Source organism: Aurantibacter crassamenti (genome assembly GCF_016811105.1).
Taxonomy (GTDB): domain Bacteria; phylum Bacteroidota; class Bacteroidia; order Flavobacteriales; family Flavobacteriaceae; genus Aurantibacter_A; species Aurantibacter_A crassamenti.
This window is the reverse complement of record NZ_JAFBGM010000002.1, coordinates 349,447-368,052: the sequence shown is the minus strand read 5'-3', so window position 1 is coordinate 368,052 and position 18,606 is coordinate 349,447. Positions and strand designations below refer to the sequence as shown.

13 protein-coding genes are annotated in these 18,606 nt (G+C 34.3%); 7 read left to right on the top strand and 6 right to left on the bottom strand.

The window, feature by feature from the left end; all coding sequences use genetic code 11:
• Nucleotides 1-95: 95 nt before the first annotated feature.
• Together JQC67_RS14170 and JQC67_RS14165 are read right to left on the bottom strand one after the other, a co-directional pair.
• Complete coding sequence (locus tag JQC67_RS14170) at nucleotides 96-1,319, bottom strand: autotransporter outer membrane beta-barrel domain-containing protein (RefSeq protein WP_203253575.1); 1,224 nt, start codon at nucleotides 1,317-1,319, stop codon at nucleotides 96-98.
• A gap of 144 nt (nucleotides 1,320-1,463) precedes the next feature.
• Complete coding sequence (locus JQC67_RS14165; RefSeq protein WP_203253574.1) at nucleotides 1,464-2,636, bottom strand: acyltransferase family protein; 1,173 nt, start codon at nucleotides 2,634-2,636, stop codon at nucleotides 1,464-1,466.
• A 161-nt stretch (nucleotides 2,637-2,797) separates the two neighbouring features.
• On the opposite strand from JQC67_RS14165, the gene JQC67_RS14160 reads away from it, so the two are divergent.
• The 5 genes from JQC67_RS14160 (at nucleotide 2,798) to JQC67_RS14140 (ending at nucleotide 10,651) form a co-directional block, all read left to right on the top strand.
• The gene (locus tag JQC67_RS14160) at nucleotides 2,798-3,331 is read left to right on the top strand and encodes an NADPH-dependent FMN reductase (protein WP_203253573.1); all 534 of its coding nucleotides are present in this window, start codon (nucleotides 2,798-2,800) and stop codon (nucleotides 3,329-3,331) included.
• Nucleotides 3,332-3,366: 35 nt separating this feature from the next.
• Nucleotides 3,367-4,674 (top strand): tRNA lysidine(34) synthetase TilS, encoded by a 1,308-nt coding sequence (gene tilS / locus JQC67_RS14155; protein ID WP_203253572.1) that lies wholly within the window; start codon nucleotides 3,367-3,369, stop codon nucleotides 4,672-4,674.
• Nucleotides 4,674-6,647 carry a protein-disulfide reductase DsbD family protein gene (locus JQC67_RS14150; protein WP_203253571.1) on the top strand — a complete coding sequence of 658 codons (1,974 nt, stop codon included), beginning with the start codon at nucleotides 4,674-4,676 and terminating at the stop codon, nucleotides 6,645-6,647. Before tilS ends, JQC67_RS14150 begins: the two co-directional genes overlap by 1 nt.
• Nucleotides 6,648-6,713: 66 nt before the next feature.
• Nucleotides 6,714-9,110, top strand: a complete 2,397-nt coding sequence (locus tag JQC67_RS14145) for a penicillin acylase family protein (RefSeq protein WP_203253570.1) — start codon at nucleotides 6,714-6,716, stop codon at nucleotides 9,108-9,110.
• A 5-nt stretch (nucleotides 9,111-9,115) separates the two neighbouring features.
• Complete coding sequence (locus JQC67_RS14140) at nucleotides 9,116-10,651, top strand: YifB family Mg chelatase-like AAA ATPase (protein WP_203253569.1); 1,536 nt, start codon at nucleotides 9,116-9,118, stop codon at nucleotides 10,649-10,651.
• Nucleotide 10,652: 1 nt separating this feature from the next.
• On the opposite strand, the gene JQC67_RS14135 is transcribed toward JQC67_RS14140, so the two are convergent.
• Genes JQC67_RS14135 through JQC67_RS14125 form a run of 3 tightly spaced genes read right to left on the bottom strand, consistent with a single transcriptional unit; the run spans nucleotide 10,653 to nucleotide 14,359 of the window.
• Nucleotides 10,653-11,621, bottom strand: coding sequence for a nucleoside hydrolase (locus JQC67_RS14135; RefSeq protein ID WP_203253568.1), 969 nt, complete (start codon nucleotides 11,619-11,621; stop codon nucleotides 10,653-10,655).
• A gap of 40 nt (nucleotides 11,622-11,661) precedes the next feature.
• The gene (locus JQC67_RS14130; RefSeq protein ID WP_203253567.1) at nucleotides 11,662-13,884 is read right to left on the bottom strand and encodes a xanthine dehydrogenase family protein molybdopterin-binding subunit; all 2,223 of its coding nucleotides are present in this window, start codon (nucleotides 13,882-13,884) and stop codon (nucleotides 11,662-11,664) included.
• A 7-nt stretch (nucleotides 13,885-13,891) separates the two neighbouring features.
• Nucleotides 13,892-14,359: a (2Fe-2S)-binding protein gene (locus tag JQC67_RS14125; RefSeq protein ID WP_203253566.1), complete on the bottom strand. Its 468-nt coding sequence runs from the start codon at nucleotides 14,357-14,359 to the stop codon at nucleotides 13,892-13,894.
• A gap of 291 nt (nucleotides 14,360-14,650) precedes the next feature.
• On the opposite strand from JQC67_RS14125, the gene JQC67_RS14120 reads away from it, so the two are divergent.
• Together JQC67_RS14120 and JQC67_RS14115 are read left to right on the top strand one after the other, a co-directional pair.
• Nucleotides 14,651-16,315 carry a TIR domain-containing protein gene (locus JQC67_RS14120; protein ID WP_203253565.1) on the top strand — a complete coding sequence of 555 codons (1,665 nt, stop codon included), beginning with the start codon at nucleotides 14,651-14,653 and terminating at the stop codon, nucleotides 16,313-16,315.
• A gap of 64 nt (nucleotides 16,316-16,379) precedes the next feature.
• Complete coding sequence (locus JQC67_RS14115) at nucleotides 16,380-17,513, top strand: lactonase family protein (RefSeq protein WP_203253564.1); 1,134 nt, start codon at nucleotides 16,380-16,382, stop codon at nucleotides 17,511-17,513.
• A gap of 58 nt (nucleotides 17,514-17,571) precedes the next feature.
• Here JQC67_RS14115 and araD1 read toward each other — a convergent pair whose 3' ends face one another.
• Complete coding sequence (gene araD1, locus JQC67_RS14110) at nucleotides 17,572-18,576, bottom strand: AraD1 family protein (protein WP_203253563.1); 1,005 nt, start codon at nucleotides 18,574-18,576, stop codon at nucleotides 17,572-17,574.
• Nucleotides 18,577-18,606: the final 30 nt, after the last annotated feature.

The window sequence follows — 18,606 nt, the reverse complement described above, 5'->3', positions numbered from 1 at the left end:
ATAATTGACTTTCGGTCTTGTAAAAAAAATATACCGAATCAATGGGTTCGAAACTTTTTTCTATTTGTCTTACCTTGGTTCTTTTTACGGGTTACTTAAAATAATGAATACCCAAATATTATTGATACGGTTCTATAATATGCCTCCCAATGTAAATAATCACTTAAAATATCTCTACTTGTTTGGTATCTTGCTTCTAAACTTAATTTAGAAAGTTTGTAACCAAAGCCGAAAGCTAGATTAGTTCTAGATTTAATATCCACCGATTCTAAGCTTGAACCATCAGCTCTAGTAAATTCAAAAGACGATTTTCTAGTTAAATCAGCTATAATGGATGCATTAAGAAATAGTTTCGATTTTTCACTTAAAAACATATAATGTCTGAGACCTACTGGAATTTCAATGGAGCTGTATTTTAATGCAGCTTTTAGTACACCACCCTGCACATTTCTTACATTTGTTTCTTTTTCACCTTTAAAATTTTGATATGTAGGTTCAATAGCAATTGCCCATTTATTTTTATTAAAAGGCAAAATATATTCAGCTTCCAATCCAATTCCAAACCCTGTTTTATTATTAAATGCCGTCGTTTTGGTATTATTGGCATTATTATCTGCTCGAAATGAAGAATTTCTTAAACGAGGCCGTATTGCTAAATTGAAAGCGTTTCGTTTTTGCTTTGTTTCGAAATTTTTGAATTCCGCATTATGGCATTCACTGTAATCAACAAAAAGTCGCACTAAATTATTTTTATCATAATCTATATTTTCAATTTTGTTTTTTTTAAAATTGGGGCATTTTAAATTATTCCACAATTGTTGCCTAAATGCATTGTTTTCAGCAATAATATACCAAAAGGGTTTATAAGATTTAAAAATTAATTGTTCAATATTAGAGTCTGCATTTGTATAAAAGTACCTTTTCAAGTTGCCATCTACATATTCATATAAATTTGATTTACCCTCAACTAATACTTTTAAAAAAAGTTCTTCTTCATTGAATATTGGGTTTTTGTCAGTGCTTAAATTATGAACGTCATTCATAGACCTATCGATATTTACAGTAGTTCTGACATATTTTGAAATACTGTCAATTCCAAACTCTTTTATTAATGGTATTGTAGCCCTTTGAGATTCACTATTTTCTGATAGTTTATATTCAAATTTGGTTGGATTATTTTTCCAATCAATATTTTTTATCAAACAAGTAGTTTTGTGATTTGCATTATCAATGTAATATCCTTTTTCAAAAGAAATTTGCGAATAGCCATTAAGACTTAAAATTGCTGTTATAAAAAAAAGTACGACTTGTTTTTTCATATTCTATTAAATCTTTGATAATTACCTAGTGGAGTAACGAGAAATAATAGTTAATAGTATTGTGTAAGCAGCTCGGTGTGAATTAATTATTTCATTAAACGAATGAACTAATTTATGTGATTCAATCTTCGGAATTTGGAATGTCTAATTCTTAGCGAAGCCTAATAGTTGTAGTATTTTGTTTAAAATGCGTTGAAGAAACAATACGGTACTTTCTATAAAATTCCAAAGATATTTTTTTGCTTGCGATAACTTTGATTTGATAACAACTTCATGTTTGTCATAGACTAAGGCTAAATAGGCACAAGCAATCATAAATAGAATTGCGCCAGAAATTGCAATAGCCGGACTCAATGAATGTTGATAAAAACGATAAAGTCCTAATCCTGTAAAACTTCCGTAGAGAATAATAAAATGAATTACATAAATAGACAAGGTATTTTGACCGATGCGTAATAATGTTTCATTCAATAACAATTCACGAATTGCCATAAATAGTGCAAATACAACGAGTACATCACCCAAACGAATGAAAAGATAATTATTTAATGAGATCGCATTGAAAAGTTGAATTTCCGTTTTATTATATAGTATATCAAATAAAGGAGATGACACGAATATTAGAAACAAACCAATCCCTACACAAAGTGCAATGGCTACAGCATATAATTTTTTATAATCTCTAAATCGATAAAAGAGTACAGATAAAAACCCTCCAAAATTAGCATAACCAAACCATGGAATTATTGTAAATACTGAACCATTGGCTCTGCTAAAATAATTTGATAGGGCCACAGGTAGCTGACTATAGTTTGCTGCTTTATATAAAGGTTCAAATGTAAAAAGTAGACAAGTTGTTAGTACCAATAATGTAGGTAAAATGAATTTTCTGCTTTTACTTGTCAATAAATAAATGGCAATAATACCTAGTATTGAAAGACCGATACAATGTAAAACGTCAATTAAAAAGAAAGAACTGTAAACTTTACCTTTAAATAATCCGAATAAATTTGAACGTAATAAATAACCAATAAATAGTAATTGAAATCCTCGTCGAACTCCTTTTTTAATACGTGGATTTTCAAAACCCTTTTGCGGAACTCGAATCAAAAGATATGTGAAAATAAAACCTGATACCGTAAAGAATACTGGGGCTGTGATTCCTCTAAAATATTTCCAAATACTGAAAGTGATATTTGAATTGTCGCGAAAAGCATCGGCTAAAAGTCCATCAATAAAATGACCTTGTAACATCATTAGTATCGCCCAAGCACGCATGGCATCAATAAAGTACAATCTGTTTTTATTCTTTTCCACAGAATAGATTTAATTCTTTACGGGTAATGTTTATTGACAGTTCGACTAAACTTTTCTTATCGTATAAAATTTACTCGAAATATTTTATAAGCAAAACTATATAAATTAGTTCATCTTTGTTTCTAATCAATTAATTTTGCATTAAGCAATAAAACGAAAATATGGCAACTATATTGGCCTTTGCAGGCAGTAACTCAAGTACTTCAGTGAATTATAAATTGGTGCAATACACGGTTTCCTTGCTAGAAAATCAAAATGTGCAACTTTTGAATTTAACAAATTATCCGTTTCCAATGTTTAGTGAAGATGTTGAAAAGGAAAAAGGTTTTTCAAATTCTCTTGTTGAGTTCAAAGGGTATATTGGTCAATCTGATGGACTTATTATTTCAGTAAACGAACATAATGGCAATGTTTCGGCTTATTTCAAAAACCTTACCGATTGGTTATCTCGATTAGATATTAAGTTTTTAGAAGGCAAGAAAGTACTGCTAATGAGTACTTCACCTGGTAAAAGAGGTGCAATAGGTGCTTTAACTGTTACCGAACAGATTCTTCCTCGTTTTGGTGCTGAAGTTGTGGCTACGTTTTCATTACCTAGTTTTTATGATAATTTAGATGCCGACAATGGTATTGTGGATGCTGATTTGGCAACTGCGCATGCGCAGGCATTAAATCAATTTATAGAAAGTATTTAGGACTAGGCTCTTAGACTTTTGGTAACTTTGGCATTATGTTAGCCAACTTCAAAAAGCATCTACAAGATAACTTTGCATTTTTAAAAGACGACACTTTTTTGCTGGCCATTAGTGGTGGTATTGATAGTGTGGTTCTAGCGTACTTGATGTACAAAAGTGATTTGAAGTTTGCTATGGCGCACTGCAATTTTCAAATGCGTGGTGAAGAAAGCAATAAAGACGAAATTCTTGTTCGCGAATTAGCTGATAAATTCAACTGTAAAATTCACATAACTAACTTTGATACAGTTAGTTATTCGGAGTTGAATAAGGTTTCAATACAAATGGCAGCACGTGAATTGCGATATCCATGGTTTGAAGAAATAGTGAATGAATTTGGTTATAAAACGGTAGTTACTGCCCATCATGCTGACGACAATATTGAAACCTTTTTAATTAATTTGTCAAGAGGCACAGGATTAGAAGGTTTGACAGGCATGCCTGAAAGTACAGATGCAATTTTACGACCTTTACTTATTTTTTCAAGGGAAGAAATTGCTGCTTATGCTAACTCTGAAGATTTGATATGGCGTGAAGATGCAAGTAATGCTGATACCAAATATTTGCGTAATAAAATAAGGCATGAACTACTACCAACGCTAAAAACGTTACATCCCACTTTTGAAAGTAATTTTAAAAATACATTAGAACATTTAAAGGGTAGTGCTGCAATTATTCAGAATCACATTACCGAATTGAAAAAAACCTTGTTCATTGAAAAAGAAGGAGTGTACCATATTTCAATTCAAGAATTAAAGCGTTTACAACCCTTAGAAGCGTATATATACGAACTTTTTAAGGATTATGACTTTACTTCATATCAAGATATTTGTAGTTTAATTTCTGCCTTGAGCGGTAAAGAAGTTTATTCAAAAACACACCGATTGTTGAAAGACAGAGATTATTTGTTACTTCAAAAAATTAAACCTGTTGAGCATCAAATTTATCGTATTGAAGAAAATACTAATGAAATTTATCATCCGATTAAATTAACCGTGCAAACCACTGAAAACGTTGAAATAAGTAACGATTCAAATATACTTTTTGTAGATAAAAAAACGTTAAAATATCCATTGCTGTTAAGAAAGCGTCAAGAAGGCGACTACTTTTATCCTTTAGGGATGAAAGGAAAGAAAAAAGTATCTAAGTTTTTCAAGGATGAGAAGATGGATATGATTTCAAAAGAAAAGCAATGGTTGCTATATTCTGACAACAAATTGGTTTGGATTATTGGTAGAAGAGCGGATGAACGTTTTAAGGTTACTGATACAACAACTACTATTTTAAAATTTACCGTGCATTGATGCAGTATAAAATATTTTACATAGTATTTTTTTTAATTGGCTTTAGCACATTTGCGCAATCTGATGAAGAGCCTGTGTTATGGTCACATGAATTAAATAAAATTTCAGATACTGAGTACGAATTGGTGATGACCGGTAAAATTTTTGAAGGTTGGCATGTGTATTCTCAGCATACACCAGATGGTGGGTCTCAGCCTAGTATATTTACTTTTACGAATGTCGGGAAGGATTATGATTTTATTGGTGAGACGCAAGAGAGTAAAACTGATTCTGAATATGTTGAAGTTTTTGATTTAGAAGAAGTGTTCTTTAAGAATGAGGCCATATTCACACAACGGATAACGCTTTTAAGTTCGACTGTTCAACAAATAGATGTAAATCTTTGGTACCAGGTGTGTAAAGAGGTTTGTATACCTGCAGAAATTGATTTTAATTTTGTGCTGGATGGGGGTGAAGTTGTAAAAACCGAACAAACTGTAGACGAAAGAAGTCAAGCTATGGGTGCTGCCTTAAAGCTTAATTTACAGCACAAAGACAGATTGATTTCAGTTGATGATATTGTTGATCATAACTCAAGTATTTGGGTCATTTTTGGATTGGGATTTTTAGGCGGATTAATCGCACTATTAACCCCATGTGTATTTCCAATGATTCCGTTAACGGTTTCGTTTTTCACCAAACATACCGCCAATAAGCGAAAAGGCATTGCCAATGCAATCTTATATGGTTTTTTCATAGTTGTAATTTACTTTTTACTAAGTCTACCATTTCATTTATTCGACTCTGTTGACTCTCAAATTTTAAACACTATTGCTACCAATATTTGGCTCAACTTGGTCTTCTTTTTAATTTTCGTGTTTTTCGCCTTTTCTTTTTTCGGATATTATGAATTAACACTACCCAGTTCATGGGCAAATAAAATGGATTCTGCGTCTTCTAAAGTGGGCGGCATATTGGGCATCTTTTTTATGGCCGTTACCTTGGCGATTGTCTCATTTTCATGTACTGGTCCTATTTTAGGGGGCTTATTAGGAGGCACTGTTTTAGAAGAAGGAGATGTAGCTATGAATCTTTCCGCAGGAATGACAGGCTTTGGTGTGGCATTGGCCTTACCATTTGCCTTATTTGCATTGTTTCCTGCATGGCTAAATTCGTTACCAAAATCGGGTGGGTGGATGACAACCGTGAAAGTAGTTTTAGGATTTTTAGAATTAGCGCTTGCCTTCAAATTTTTATCAAATGCCGATTTAGTTGGCGGATGGGGCATCCTAAAAAGAGAAGTATTTATTGGGATTTGGATTATCCTTTTTGTGTTATTAGCTCTTTATTTATTTGGCATTTTTCGTTTTCCGCATGATGGTCCAAAGCAAAAATTATCAACGCCGAGAAGGGCGGTTGGAGTTTTGAGTGTTGGTTTTGCCTTGTACTTATCACTTGGATTGCTAAATACTGTAAAATTAAAGTTATTCGGATTTTTGCCTCCAGATTTTTATACACTGGCTGAAAAGGAAACAGATTGCCCTTTAGGTCTTAATTGCTTTAAAGATTTTGATGAAGGCGTTGCCTTTGCAAAAAAGGAAAACAAACCCATTCTATTAGATTTTACAGGTTGGGCCTGTGTGAATTGTCGAAAAATGGAAGAAAATGTTTGGAGTGAACCAGATATTTTTTCAATTATTAATGATGAATATGTGCTGATATCACTTTATGTTGATGACCGAAAGGATCTTGCTGATGCGCAGAAATTTAACTTTCAGTTTGATTCAGGAAGAGTGAAATCAATTGAAACAATAGGGCAGAAGTGGGGTACTTTTCAGACCATAAATTTTAATGCTGCTTCACAACCTTATTATGTTTTGCTGTCTCCTGATTTTGAAGTGTTAAATACAGCTGTACAATATACTGATGCATTAGTATATAAAAAGTGGCTTGAGAAGGGATTACAACAATTCAATTCTTCCAAAGACAAGTAATTCCAGATGGCATTTTTGCTTTTTTATCCATAGAAATAGTTTTACCTTTCCTGTAAAACTGACTTAATGCGAATACTAAAAAAAATTGGCTGGATTATCTTAGCCTTGGTTGCAGTTTTAATTGTAACTGCATTTTATTTTTCGAATTCTTTGGCACCAAATTATAGTGGAAATCAAGATTTAAATGGAATTTCTAAGGAAGTAAAGGTTCATTTTGATACCTATGGAATTCCTCATATTTATGCGGAAAATGAAGAAGATGCCATGCGTGCTTTGGGTTATGTGCATGCACAAGATCGACTTTGGCAAATGGAATTATTACGACGTGTAGGTACTGGTCGATTATCAGAGATTTTTGGTGCTGATTTATTAGATACGGATAAATTATTTTTATCATTAGGTATCGATGAAAATACAAATCAGACTATTGCTAAACTTGACATGCATAGTCCCACTACCCAAATGGCAAATGCCTATATAGACGGTATAAATCAATTTATTGAAGAGGGACCAACACCCGTTGAATACTATTTAACAGGTTTAGATAAAACACCTTTTGAGTTGAAAGACGTTTATAATTCTTTGGGGTATATGGCTTTCAGTTTTGCCATGGCGCATAAGACGGATCCGTTACTAACAAATATTAAAGATAAATTAGGTGTTGAATACCTTAAAGATTTAGCCATTAATGTTGATACCACTTCCGTTTTAATAGAAAATAATCCTAGTGTTCCGTATAATTCAATCTCAAATTCAATTACAGCTCTTGCGGCTAAGGCATTAGATAAATTGCCTTTGCCTCAATTTGAAGGCAGTAATAGTTGGGCAATTGCACCCGATAAAACAAAAAATGGAAAAGTAATTTTTGCGAATGACCCTCATATTGGTTTTGCGCAACCATCGGTGTGGTATGAAGCTCATGTGGTAACAACTGCTTATGAAATGTATGGATATCATCTTGCCGGAATGCCATACGCATTATTGGGGCATAATCGTGATTTAGCCTATGGTGTTACTATGTTTGAAAACGATGACATTGATTTCTATTATGAAGAATTGAGTGATGATGGCACAAAATTTAAGACAGAAAGCGGTTGGAAAAATATGGAAACTGTTTCAAAAACTATAAAAGTTAAAGATGCTGAAGATGTTGATTTTGAATTTAAGAAAACGCGTCATGGCCCTATTGTAAATGCTATTTTTGAAGGAATAAAAACAGAACGCCCCGTGAGTATGTCATGGATTTATACCCAAACTGAAGGTAAGGTTCTCGATGCTGTTTATGGAATTTCACATGCTAAAAACTTGAATGATTTTAAAATGGCATTACCTAACATTCATGCACCTGGTTTAAATTTTATGTATGGCGATGCTAAGGGCAATGTAGGTTGGTATGCAAGTGCTAAACTGTATGAAATGCCAGTTAGTACAGATACCAAGTTTATTTTAGATGGAACAACAGGAAAAGATGAGCGTCTCGCTTTTTATGATTTTTCTCAAAATCCTCAGGCTGAGAATCCAACAATTAATTACGTGTATTCTGCAAACAATCAACCAGATTCTATTAATGGTCGTTATTATCCAGGGTATTATTTGCCAGAGAATAGAGCAAAACGAATTACGCAATTGTTAGATGCAAAAAATGATTGGGATATTGCATCTGCCAGTGAAATGATTAATGATGTTACTTCTGCGGTGAATCCGTCAATAATTAAAAGTTTAGAAAGTGTTCTAGATTCAGAACAATTGTCTGAGGGCGAAACAGTGGTTCTTGATAAATTAAAAAATTGGGATGCAAATTATACAATAGAAAATACGGAAGGAGCCCTGTATCACCGTTGGGTTTATTTGCTAATGAAAAAATCTTTACAAGATGAAATTGGCTCAGAGCAGTTTTCACAATTATTATCAACCCATTTCTTTAAACGAATGATTGATGGGTTTATAGCGAATGAAAGTTCTATTTGGTGGGATGATGTTAGCACTTCTGATATAAAGGAAACTCGACAAACAATTGTAACCCTTGCTTTTAAAGAGGCTTTTACTTCGCTGGTAGAAGATTTTGGTACAGATTCTACTACATGGACATGGGATAAAGTTCATACCATAGAACACGGTCATCCATTAGGACAAGTTGAAGCATTACGAGAATATTTTAATGTTGGGCCTTTTCCTATCAATGGAACCCGAGAAGTTATAAATAATTTAGGTTTTGGGTATTCTGATGATGGTTTTTACAAAGTTAGTTCTGGGCCATCTACTAGAAGAGTTATCGATTTTTCAGATATTGAAAACAGCTTAAGCATATTACCTACAGGGCAATCAGGCAATCCGTTAAGTGAACATTATAAAGATCAAGCTGAAATGTATGCTAAGGGAGAATTCCGTAAAATGATGCTGAATAAAGCCGAAATTGAATCAACTTCAAAATCTTTACTTACATTTAAGCCTACAGAACACTAACATGTATGCTTACAAAAGTCTTCGGAAGCGCTGTTTTTGGGGTTGAGGCAACAACTATAACAGTTGAAGTAAATATCGATATAGGTGTGGGTTACCATTTGGTTGGTCTGCCCGACAATGCCATTAAAGAGAGTAATTATAGAATTGCTGCAGCTCTTTTGAATAACGGATATAAAATTCCGGGTAAGAAAATTACAATCAACATGGCGCCTGCCGATATGCGGAAAGAAGGTTCCGCTTATGACCTTACCTTGGCTTTAGGAATTTTAACAGCTTCAAATCAAATTCAATCTAAAGATTTAGAGAAATATATAATTATGGGTGAGCTTTCATTAGACGGAAGTTTACAACCCATAAAAGGAGCTTTACCTATTGCTGTAAAGGCTAGAGAAGAAGGTTTTACTGGTTTTATTTTGCCTAGCCAAAATGCTAAGGAAGCTGCCATTGTTGGAGATTTAAAAGTATATGGGGTTGATAATATTAAGCAGGTGATTGACTTTTTTGATACGGAAACTCCCTTAGAACAGACTATTGTTGATACACGGGCAGAGTTTTATAAAAATCTAGATTTTCCTGAATTTGATTTCTCAGATGTAAAAGGACAAGAAAGTATCAAACGTTGTATGGAAATCGCTGCGGCAGGAGGTCACAATATCATACTAATTGGTCCCCCAGGGTCTGGAAAAACAATGTTGGCCAAAAGATTACCTTCTATTTTACCACCAATGACCTTGCATGAAGCATTAGAAACCACAAAAATTCATAGTGTTGTGGGTAAGGTTAAGAACACAGGATTAATGAGTCAGCGACCATTTAGAAGTCCTCATCATACAATTTCGGATGTTGCGCTCGTCGGAGGTGGCGCCTATCCACAACCAGGTGAAATTTCACTCTCGCATAATGGAGTATTATTCTTAGATGAATTACCAGAATTTAAGCGTGGTGTTTTAGAAGTCATGCGACAGCCACTAGAAGATCGTGAAGTGACTATTTCTAGGGCACGTTTTACAGTAACCTATCCTAGTAGTTTTATGTTAGTGGCTAGTATGAATCCGAGCCCTGGCGGTTATTTTAATGACCCTGATGCTCCTGTAACCTCATCTCCCGCAGAAATGCAACGGTATTTAGGAAAAATATCAGGACCATTATTAGATCGAATTGATATTCATATTGAAGTTACGCCGGTGCCTTTTGAAAAACTTTCAGAAGAACGAAAAGGAGAGGGGAGTGTTGAGATTAGGAAAAGGGTAACAGCAGCGCGTGAATTACAGACGGTTCGATTCGCTGAGTTAGAAAACGTGCATTATAATGCTCAAATGAATACCAAGCAAATTCGCGAATACTGTAAGTTAGATGCTGCTTCAAAAACATTATTAAAAAGTGCCATGGAACGACTAAATCTATCTGCTCGGGCCTATGACAGAATTTTAAAAGTAGCCCGTACAATTGCGGATTTAGAAAATACTGCATTAGTAAATGGTATACATATTGCGGAAGCTATTCAGTATAGATCACTTGATAGAGACGGTTGGTTGGGGTAGTTTAATTTATATTTAGAATTAAATCATCCATGGCTCTGGCAATAGCATCCGGATTTACACTTTCTTTTATGGATACAATGGTGTGCTTTTTGTTTAATTGTTGTTCGCCAGCATTCCATTTGTTACTACCATCTTTTGCTACTGATACTAACCCATTCGAATTGAATTCAAAATATTTAGATGTAGTATTTTCATCTAAAAGCATTATAGCCACTTGATCCCAAGCAGGTCTTCCCGCAAAATTATTATACAATTCGTATCCTAGGTAAATAGGGTTGTTTTTGTTTAAGTTGGACTTTAAATAAGCCCCACCGGTTATTATTTTATTACCAACTTCCCAACCACAGAAAATAACCTCTTTTTTCCAATTATCAATACAATAGACAGTTGAAGCTGGGTCTGGTCGATAGAAGTTAGCTTCTTTTCCTTCAGGATAATTTCCTCCCATACATAGCCATTTATTCACTTTTTTTGCTACCAATTCTTTTCCACTCAAAGGTGATAAATCGTCACCTTCAGATTGTAATAAATTTTGGAGGCTAGTTAAATGCCCTATAGTTACAATAACAACTGAACCATCTTCACTTTCCAATAAAAGCTTTCTATATAGTCGAGCAGATTCTGTGGTTTGTTTTATAGAAGTAATATTTTTCGAAAAACTAGAACTTAACTGTTTGGTATATTTAGAGAAGTTTTCAATTTTATCTTGTTGTTTTAGAAATCCTATTGGAATATTAGTTTGACCATAAAATGTATTTATGGCATCAACACATTGGTACGAATACGAATCGTTGCTGGTAGTTACAACACCAATTAAATCTATTATTCCTAATTTTTGATAGGCATGAAGCATGGCCAATGCTTGGACATCATCTACATCGGAGTCAATATCAGTATCGAGGATAACTTTAGTTTGTGCAATACAGGTTGCTGTAATAAATAGTAATAGAATATTAAAAAGAGTTTTCATGGTAATGATTGATTTGGAGCCACTTTTAGTTTTGTAAGCCTCAATTTTGGTTTTGTGTTAAAGTTTTTATCGGCAAATCATAAACACGTTTTCCAGATGCCTTAAAAACGGCATTAGCAATTGCCGCACTAGTGGGTGGCATCGGAACTTCGCCAGCACCATATACAGGTTCATTGGGGCGGTCAATTATGGCTACTTCAACTTCTGGTATTTCAGAATAACGAAGAATAGGATATGTATTCCAATCGGTACTTGTTATCTCGCTGGCGTTGAAAGTCACTTGTTCTTTTAGTGTCCAACTAGTGGCTTGAATCATTCCGCCTTCAATTTGATTGATAATACCATCGAGATTAATAACTTCGCCCACATCAATGGCTGCCCATAATTTTATTACGCTGACCACACCATTATCAGAATTTATAGCTACTTTGGCCGCTACTGCTGCGTATGCATCCGTATTTTTATAGCGCATAAATCCGTAACCGATTCCTTCATTTTCAATAGTAGTTTGCGACTCTGTGAGTGTTTGTATTTTAGTAATAACAGCTATCGCTCTTTGGTCATCAGTATGCTCTAAACGGAAATTCAATGGATCTTTTCCAGCTTTTTCAGCTAATTCGTCCATAAAAGATTCCACAGCAAATATGTTTGCAAAGGACCCTAAACTGCGCAATGATGAAACGCGTAACGGACCTTCATAATAATGTGCGTTCAATTGCATATTAGGAATATTGTAATATGGGTCTGCGTTTCGATGCCCACCTGCTAGATAGCCTCTAGATTTCATATGGAAAGGTTTTTCCAAATATCGGGCTGCCAATATAGTGCCCGTATCTTTATTGGGTCTGGTGCTGTGCGAGTCCGTCCAAACATCAGATTTCCAAGAATTTATTTTACCTTTTTCATCTAAACTAGCCTCAAATTCTGTAATAATTGCTGGGCCATAAGGATCCCATTTCTGATCATCGTTTCTAGACCATTGCACTCTAATGTGCTTTTTAGGATATTCAAAAGCTAAAAGCGCAGCGTCAGTAGCTGCATCATCGGCAGTACTATGTCCATAACATCCTGCTCCAGGAGCACTTTTAATATGAATTTTTTCAACCTCCATATTCAGCATTGATGCTATTGCATCTCGTAAGGGATAAATTCCTTGGCTATGTGACCAAATATGTAAAATTTCACCATCGTACATTGCTATACCACAGGCTGGCCCCATAGATCCGTGCATTATATACGGTTTGTTATACCTCGATTTTATTGTTTTTACACTTTTGGTTACGTTATCAAAATCGCCATCATTACGAATGTTTTCCGGAGGATTGGCAATTTTTTTTATGTGTTCAAATTGATTTTCTGATTCTGGTAACGGTGTAGCACTTGACCATTTTGTATTATTTTTCAGGAATCGTTCGGCTTTTACGGCTTGGTACTCCCTTTCAGTAATCACTGCTACAAAACTTCCATTAACCACTGTTTTAAGAACTCCTGATACTGCTTCTTTTAACCCTGATGTATCAATTTGAAGTAATTTAGAATCATATCCTGCAGGACGTATGACTCGAGCATGCACCATTTCAGGAAAACGTAAATCATGAATATAGGTGACTTCACCTTTAACCATTTTTTCAATGTCGGTTCTAGGAATTGCCTTACCCACATAACGATAATCCGTTTTTTTCTTTAGTTGGATGGGAATTGCAACTTCTTTTTCGAATTGAACACCTTCAAGAATATCAGAATATGTAAGAACCTTATTAGTCCCTTTTTGTGTAACACGCCCATTGTACAATTGTAGTTCTTCTATTGTTACGCCAAGTTTTTTACTTGCAAGCTCAAGTAGTTCAATTCTTGCTGTTGCTGCTGCATATCGAACCGACATAGCACTGTTTTGAATTGATGCACTGGCACCGGTATATCCTTCATTTGGCGTAACCCCAGTTTCAGCTAATAAAACATCAACGTTCTCAATATTCATATCAAGTTCTTCAGCGGCAACTTGTCGAATAGCTGTTCTAATTCCCTGACCTAATTCTACTTTTCCTGATAAAACTTGAACTCGTCCGTTTTCTAAAATTTTTATCCAAGCATTGATATTAATTTCGCGTTTCAAACTACCGGGCAAATCACCATTGTATGGAATTCTTTCTGCTATTATTTGGTCTTCTGTTCTCAAACAAGAGCTAAATAATGAAAAGCCAATACTTATATAGCCTAGGTCTTTTAGAAATCGTCTTCGTGAAGGTGTTGATTCTGCTTTCATTGCTGTTCTAGTCTTTAGTATTGGCCGCAATTTTAATAGCACGTATAATTCGAGTATGGGCTCCGCATCGGCATAAATTCATCTCTAATGCATTTTTTATCTCTCGCTCATCAGGATTTGGATTTTTATTTAACAAGCTTACGGCGGCCATCACCATACCATTTAAGCAATAACCGCATTGTGCTGCTTGTTCTTTTATTATGGCTTCTTGCACTGCATGCAGTTTTCCGGAAGGGTTTTCTAATCCTTCTAACGTCGTTATTTCAGCTTGCCCAATATTTGAAACTGGCAACATACAGCTCGTTCTTGAACTACCGTCTATCAATACGGTACATGCACCGCACTGTGAAAGTCCACACCCAAACTTAGGGCCACTCAGTTCAAGGTAATCCCTTAAAACATACAGTAAGGGGGTATCAGGTTCAGTCTCAACAGTTTTTTGAGACGTATTGATGTTCAATGTATATTTAGGCATGAAATAGAAGTTTATGCTCTAATATAATTAAAGTGTTCTCAATTGAGAATGAATGATTGAAAAACTCTTAATTACGATGACAACTAATCCATAACCCTAAGTCAATTTATTATTAAGTTATTGACTGTATAAGAGATTTTTAACATCAGTCTTTGCATGAAAATTTAATTTTAAAGTTATAAAGGTAGACTGTTGAAAACAATGTTTTTTAAACAAAACTAATGTGCAAAGCATGCTTATATTTGTTTTAATAAGAAACAAGTCGAATTCTACTACAAATTTGTTTGAGAAATGAGTCGGAAGACCAATATTTATGCAATTTATGCTTGGGAAGATAAAAATGTTTTATTGCAAATAAAACAATCTTTAAGTGCATTAGAAGAAAATCAAAGTATTACTATATGGGATGATGACCCTATTCTTACAGGGCAAGATTGGAAGCCGAAAGTTCATTCGCGAATGGATTTTGCAGATATATTCCTATTATTAGTCAGTACTGATTTTATGAAATCGAAATTTATTCAACAAATCGAATTCAAAAATATAATAGACCAGTATAAAGCTAATGATGCAGTTGTTATTCCCGTATTGGTAGATGACTGTCAATGGCAAATTGATTTTAAATCAGATGAGTATGATTTTAATTTAAATGAATTACAAGTTTTACCTCATCAAAGAAAGTCTATTGAAAATTGGAGTTTACCAGAAGAAGCTTTTTCTGATATAGCAAAAGATTTTAGGCAAATAATTGCTGATGTTCGTGGAGAAACAGTTGAAAATGAAGTAGTAGAAAAAGAACCTACTACAAATGCGGTAGAAGATCAGCTTGCCCTAAGTTTTTTGGAAGATGTTGGTATGAGTGAAATTGAATTAGCAGAACAAAATCGTGAAGCTGAGGAAAAGCGAGCTATTGCAGAGGCAGAGGCCAAAAGAAAAACCGAAGAAGCCAGACAGAAAGCTGAAGAAGAACAGCGTTTAATTGATGAAGCGGCATTAAAAATAGCAGCTGAAAAAGAAAAGCGATGGTTAGAAGAACAAGCTGCCAAAGCGAAACATGAAGCTGCTGAAGAACAACGCATTTTACAATTAGAACTCAAACGAAAAGCGGAAGAAGAAAAGCGCCAATTAGAAAAGGCTGAAGCAAAAGCTAAAAGAGAAGCTGAAGTAGAGCAAAGGTTATTAGAAGAAAGGCAAAAAAAGGCTGAAGCGGAAAAAAAACTGCTTGAAGAAGAGGCCCAACAACTGAAAGTAGAACAACAACGATTACTTGAAGAGGAAGAAGCAAATAAGGCATATCAACAACATGATGAAGTTTTTGATCAAGAGGTAGAAGAAGTTGTAGAAAAAAAGGAAACATCAAATAAAAAAGGTTTAATAATTCTAGGCACCATATTGCTTATTGCTGCAGGTATCTATACTTTTTCTGAGTTTAATAATGCTAGCGAAAAGCCTGCTCCAATGATTCCAGAAAAAAATGCTGGAGTGAATCAAGATTTATTAGATGGAGAAACTACTGAACCAGAAAGTGCTTCTGAAGTGAAACCTGAATCTGAGCCATTGGTTGATAAGAATGCTTTTTCTGATTTAGCTATTGGTGATCGTTATGAAGATGGAATTATTTTTTCGATTGACCATCAAAGAGGGTCTGCAAAAATTGCGTATGCCACAGATGCGGGACAGATGCCGTGGAAAAAAGCCATGCAAATTCATGAAGAATTAGGTGAAGGATGGCGATTACCAACATTTGACGAGTTGAAAGTCATGTACAAGACTATTGGTAAAGGAAATAACAATAGTGGTAATTTTAAAGATGAATTGTATTGGAGTTCAACATTATACCAAAAAATTCAATCACGACTTGTACGATTTAGTGATGGTAATACTTCATTTCATTATAGTAATGTTAAGGCCAGTCGAAAATTTAATGTGAGGGCTATTAAAGATATTAATGAATAATTTAAGTATTTATATTATTTTAAAGTGCTGAAATAGTAACAGATACAAACTTTAAGAACCAATTATGAGAAACAGTAATTTCACCATACTTTTTATAATAGCTACGTTGTTTACACAATCAAATTTTGCTCAAGATAATTCAAAGACATTATTGTTTGCTGGTTCATATACTGATAATGTGCCCGGTGAAGCCATACATGTATTCGAATTTAACTCAGAAAATGGTACTCTAAAGGAAATAAATAAAGTAGATGATGTAGTCAATGCATCGTATTTAGCGGTGGCAAATGGTGGTAAGTATTTATACTCGGTTACAGAATCAAAATTAGCTACAAATGGTTCTGTATCGGCATTTGCAATTGATAATGAAACCGGAGCACTCAATTTTTTAAATAAACAAACAACGTCGGGTAGAAATCCTGCTCATATTAATATTCATGATAGTGACAAATATATTGTAAGTGCTAATTATTCAGATGCTGTAGTCAACTTATATGAAAGTAATTCAGATGGAAGTTTAAAACCTTCAGATCAATTTATTGAATTGAAAGGTAGCAGTATTTTATTGCCCAATCAAGAACAGGCGCATGCACATTCTAGTAATTTCTCTCCTGATAATAAATATTTATATGTCATGGATTTGGGTTCCGATAAAATAAACGCCTATAAATTTAACCCTAAAAAAACAACAAAACTAAAGTTTAAAAGTAGCAAAACGTTTAAATCAATTCCCGGGAGTGGTCCAAGACATTTCGCGTTTCATCCAAACGGTAAGTATGGTTATTCGGTAAACGAACTAAACGGAACCGTATCTTCATTTGCTTATAAGTCCGGTAAATTAATGCGAATAGACAATGATTTTTCATACAAGAATAAGCAAGAAGGCTATGGGGGGGCGGACATTCATGTTTCAAAAGATGGCAAGTTTTTATATGCTTCTAACAGAGGAGAGAATACCTTATCAATATTTGAAATAAAAAATGATGGAAGTCTTGCTTTAGTCGGACATGAATCTACTTACGGTGATCACCCAAGAAGTTTTGTTATTGACCCAACAAATAAATTTTTATTGGTAGCAAATCAAATATCAGGAAATATCGTTGTTTTTAAAAGAGATATTAATTCGGGTAAATTAACTAAACTTGATAGTGAAATTCAGTTAAAAGCACCAGCAAGTTTAAAAATGAAGGCTTATTAATTGAAAGGTCTAGAGTACTGCTTTTATTTTTTTGAAGATTTATTGAACTACTTTTAATTCAACTAACTTTATTTATTTTAATATTTTGTTCTTTATCGGTGGGCATACGTAATTTATTGCGTAAACCTCTTCCCATATCAAACCATTCTACTATCATTTCATCATCTTGTTCTAACGCAATTCCTTCACCAAAACTAAAGGCATCGGCACCGAAAAAGTGAATATGTGCCTGATGTGGAATTAAATGATTTTGATATTTAAAATGATGGTATTCTAGATTTTCTAGGCTGTGTGACATGTTGGTTTCCCCTGTTTTTATGTCCTTTTCCCAAAGCGTAGTTCCGTTTCTTATGACTTGTACTTTTCCTGAAATAGCTTTAAAATCGTCTGTTATGACTAATTCTGGTCCAATAGAACAATTTCTAATTTTTGATGGCGCCAAGAATAAGTAATTTTTACGTTCCATTACATGGTCTGAAAACTCATTTGCCGTTGCAAAACCTATACGCCAAGGTTTTCCATTTTTATCATTCAAATAAATGCCAGCAATTTCAGGTTCTTCGCCACCATCATTACCGTATGCCGGAATCTCTAAAACCTCACCATGAGCCTTTAAAATAGAGCCATTTCCCTTATAAAACCATTCAGGTTGTACACCTATATTTCCTTTTTCGGGTTTTCCACCTTCAACGCCCATGAAATAAATCTTCATACTATCAGTCAAATCGCTTTCAGCTTCAGCCTCATGCATTTTTTGACGATTTTCAGCGCTAGCCTTATGTGTAAGCCCAGTACCAGCAAGCATTAAGTCATTTACATTAGTTGGGTGGTCAAAAGCTGGCAATAGTTGCCATTCAGAATTACCTTCATAAACTGCATCATAATCTAAAACTGTATCTGAAAGATTTTCTTGTATTACTTTTGTCAAAGAACCACCGTTTTCAATTGCATTTGCAGCAAGTTTGTAAATGGAAGTGAAATTGTGGATTAAACGCAAATTTGGTTCTTCAACAAGCGCAACTTTTCTACCATCATTTGGGTGATGTATCTGTACTAACCTCATTAACTAAGAAACTTTTAGTGTTAACTAATG

Excerpts from the sequence above, each read along its gene's own strand:
- JQC67_RS14170 (WP_203253575.1), bottom strand. The coding sequence starts at position 1,319 with ATGAAAAAACAAGTCGTACTTTTTTTTATAACAGCAATTTTAAGTCTT.
- JQC67_RS14160 (WP_203253573.1), top strand. The coding sequence starts at position 2,798 with ATGGCAACTATATTGGCCTTTGCAGGCAGTAACTCAAGTACTTCAGTG.
- tilS (WP_203253572.1), top strand. The coding sequence starts at position 3,367 with ATGTTAGCCAACTTCAAAAAGCATCTACAAGATAACTTTGCATTTTTA.
- JQC67_RS14150 (WP_203253571.1), top strand. The coding sequence starts at position 4,674 with ATGCAGTATAAAATATTTTACATAGTATTTTTTTTAATTGGCTTTAGC.
- JQC67_RS14145 (WP_203253570.1), top strand. The coding sequence starts at position 6,714 with ATGCGAATACTAAAAAAAATTGGCTGGATTATCTTAGCCTTGGTTGCA.
- JQC67_RS14140 (WP_203253569.1), top strand. The coding sequence starts at position 9,116 with ATGCTTACAAAAGTCTTCGGAAGCGCTGTTTTTGGGGTTGAGGCAACA.
- JQC67_RS14135 (WP_203253568.1), bottom strand. The coding sequence starts at position 11,621 with ATGAAAACTCTTTTTAATATTCTATTACTATTTATTACAGCAACCTGT.
- JQC67_RS14130 (WP_203253567.1), bottom strand. The coding sequence starts at position 13,884 with ATGAAAGCAGAATCAACACCTTCACGAAGACGATTTCTAAAAGACCTA.
- JQC67_RS14125 (WP_203253566.1), bottom strand. The coding sequence starts at position 14,359 with ATGCCTAAATATACATTGAACATCAATACGTCTCAAAAAACTGTTGAG.
- JQC67_RS14120 (WP_203253565.1), top strand. The coding sequence starts at position 14,651 with ATGAGTCGGAAGACCAATATTTATGCAATTTATGCTTGGGAAGATAAA.
- JQC67_RS14115 (WP_203253564.1), top strand. The coding sequence starts at position 16,380 with ATGAGAAACAGTAATTTCACCATACTTTTTATAATAGCTACGTTGTTT.
- araD1 (WP_203253563.1), bottom strand. The coding sequence starts at position 18,576 with ATGAGGTTAGTACAGATACATCACCCAAATGATGGTAGAAAAGTTGCG.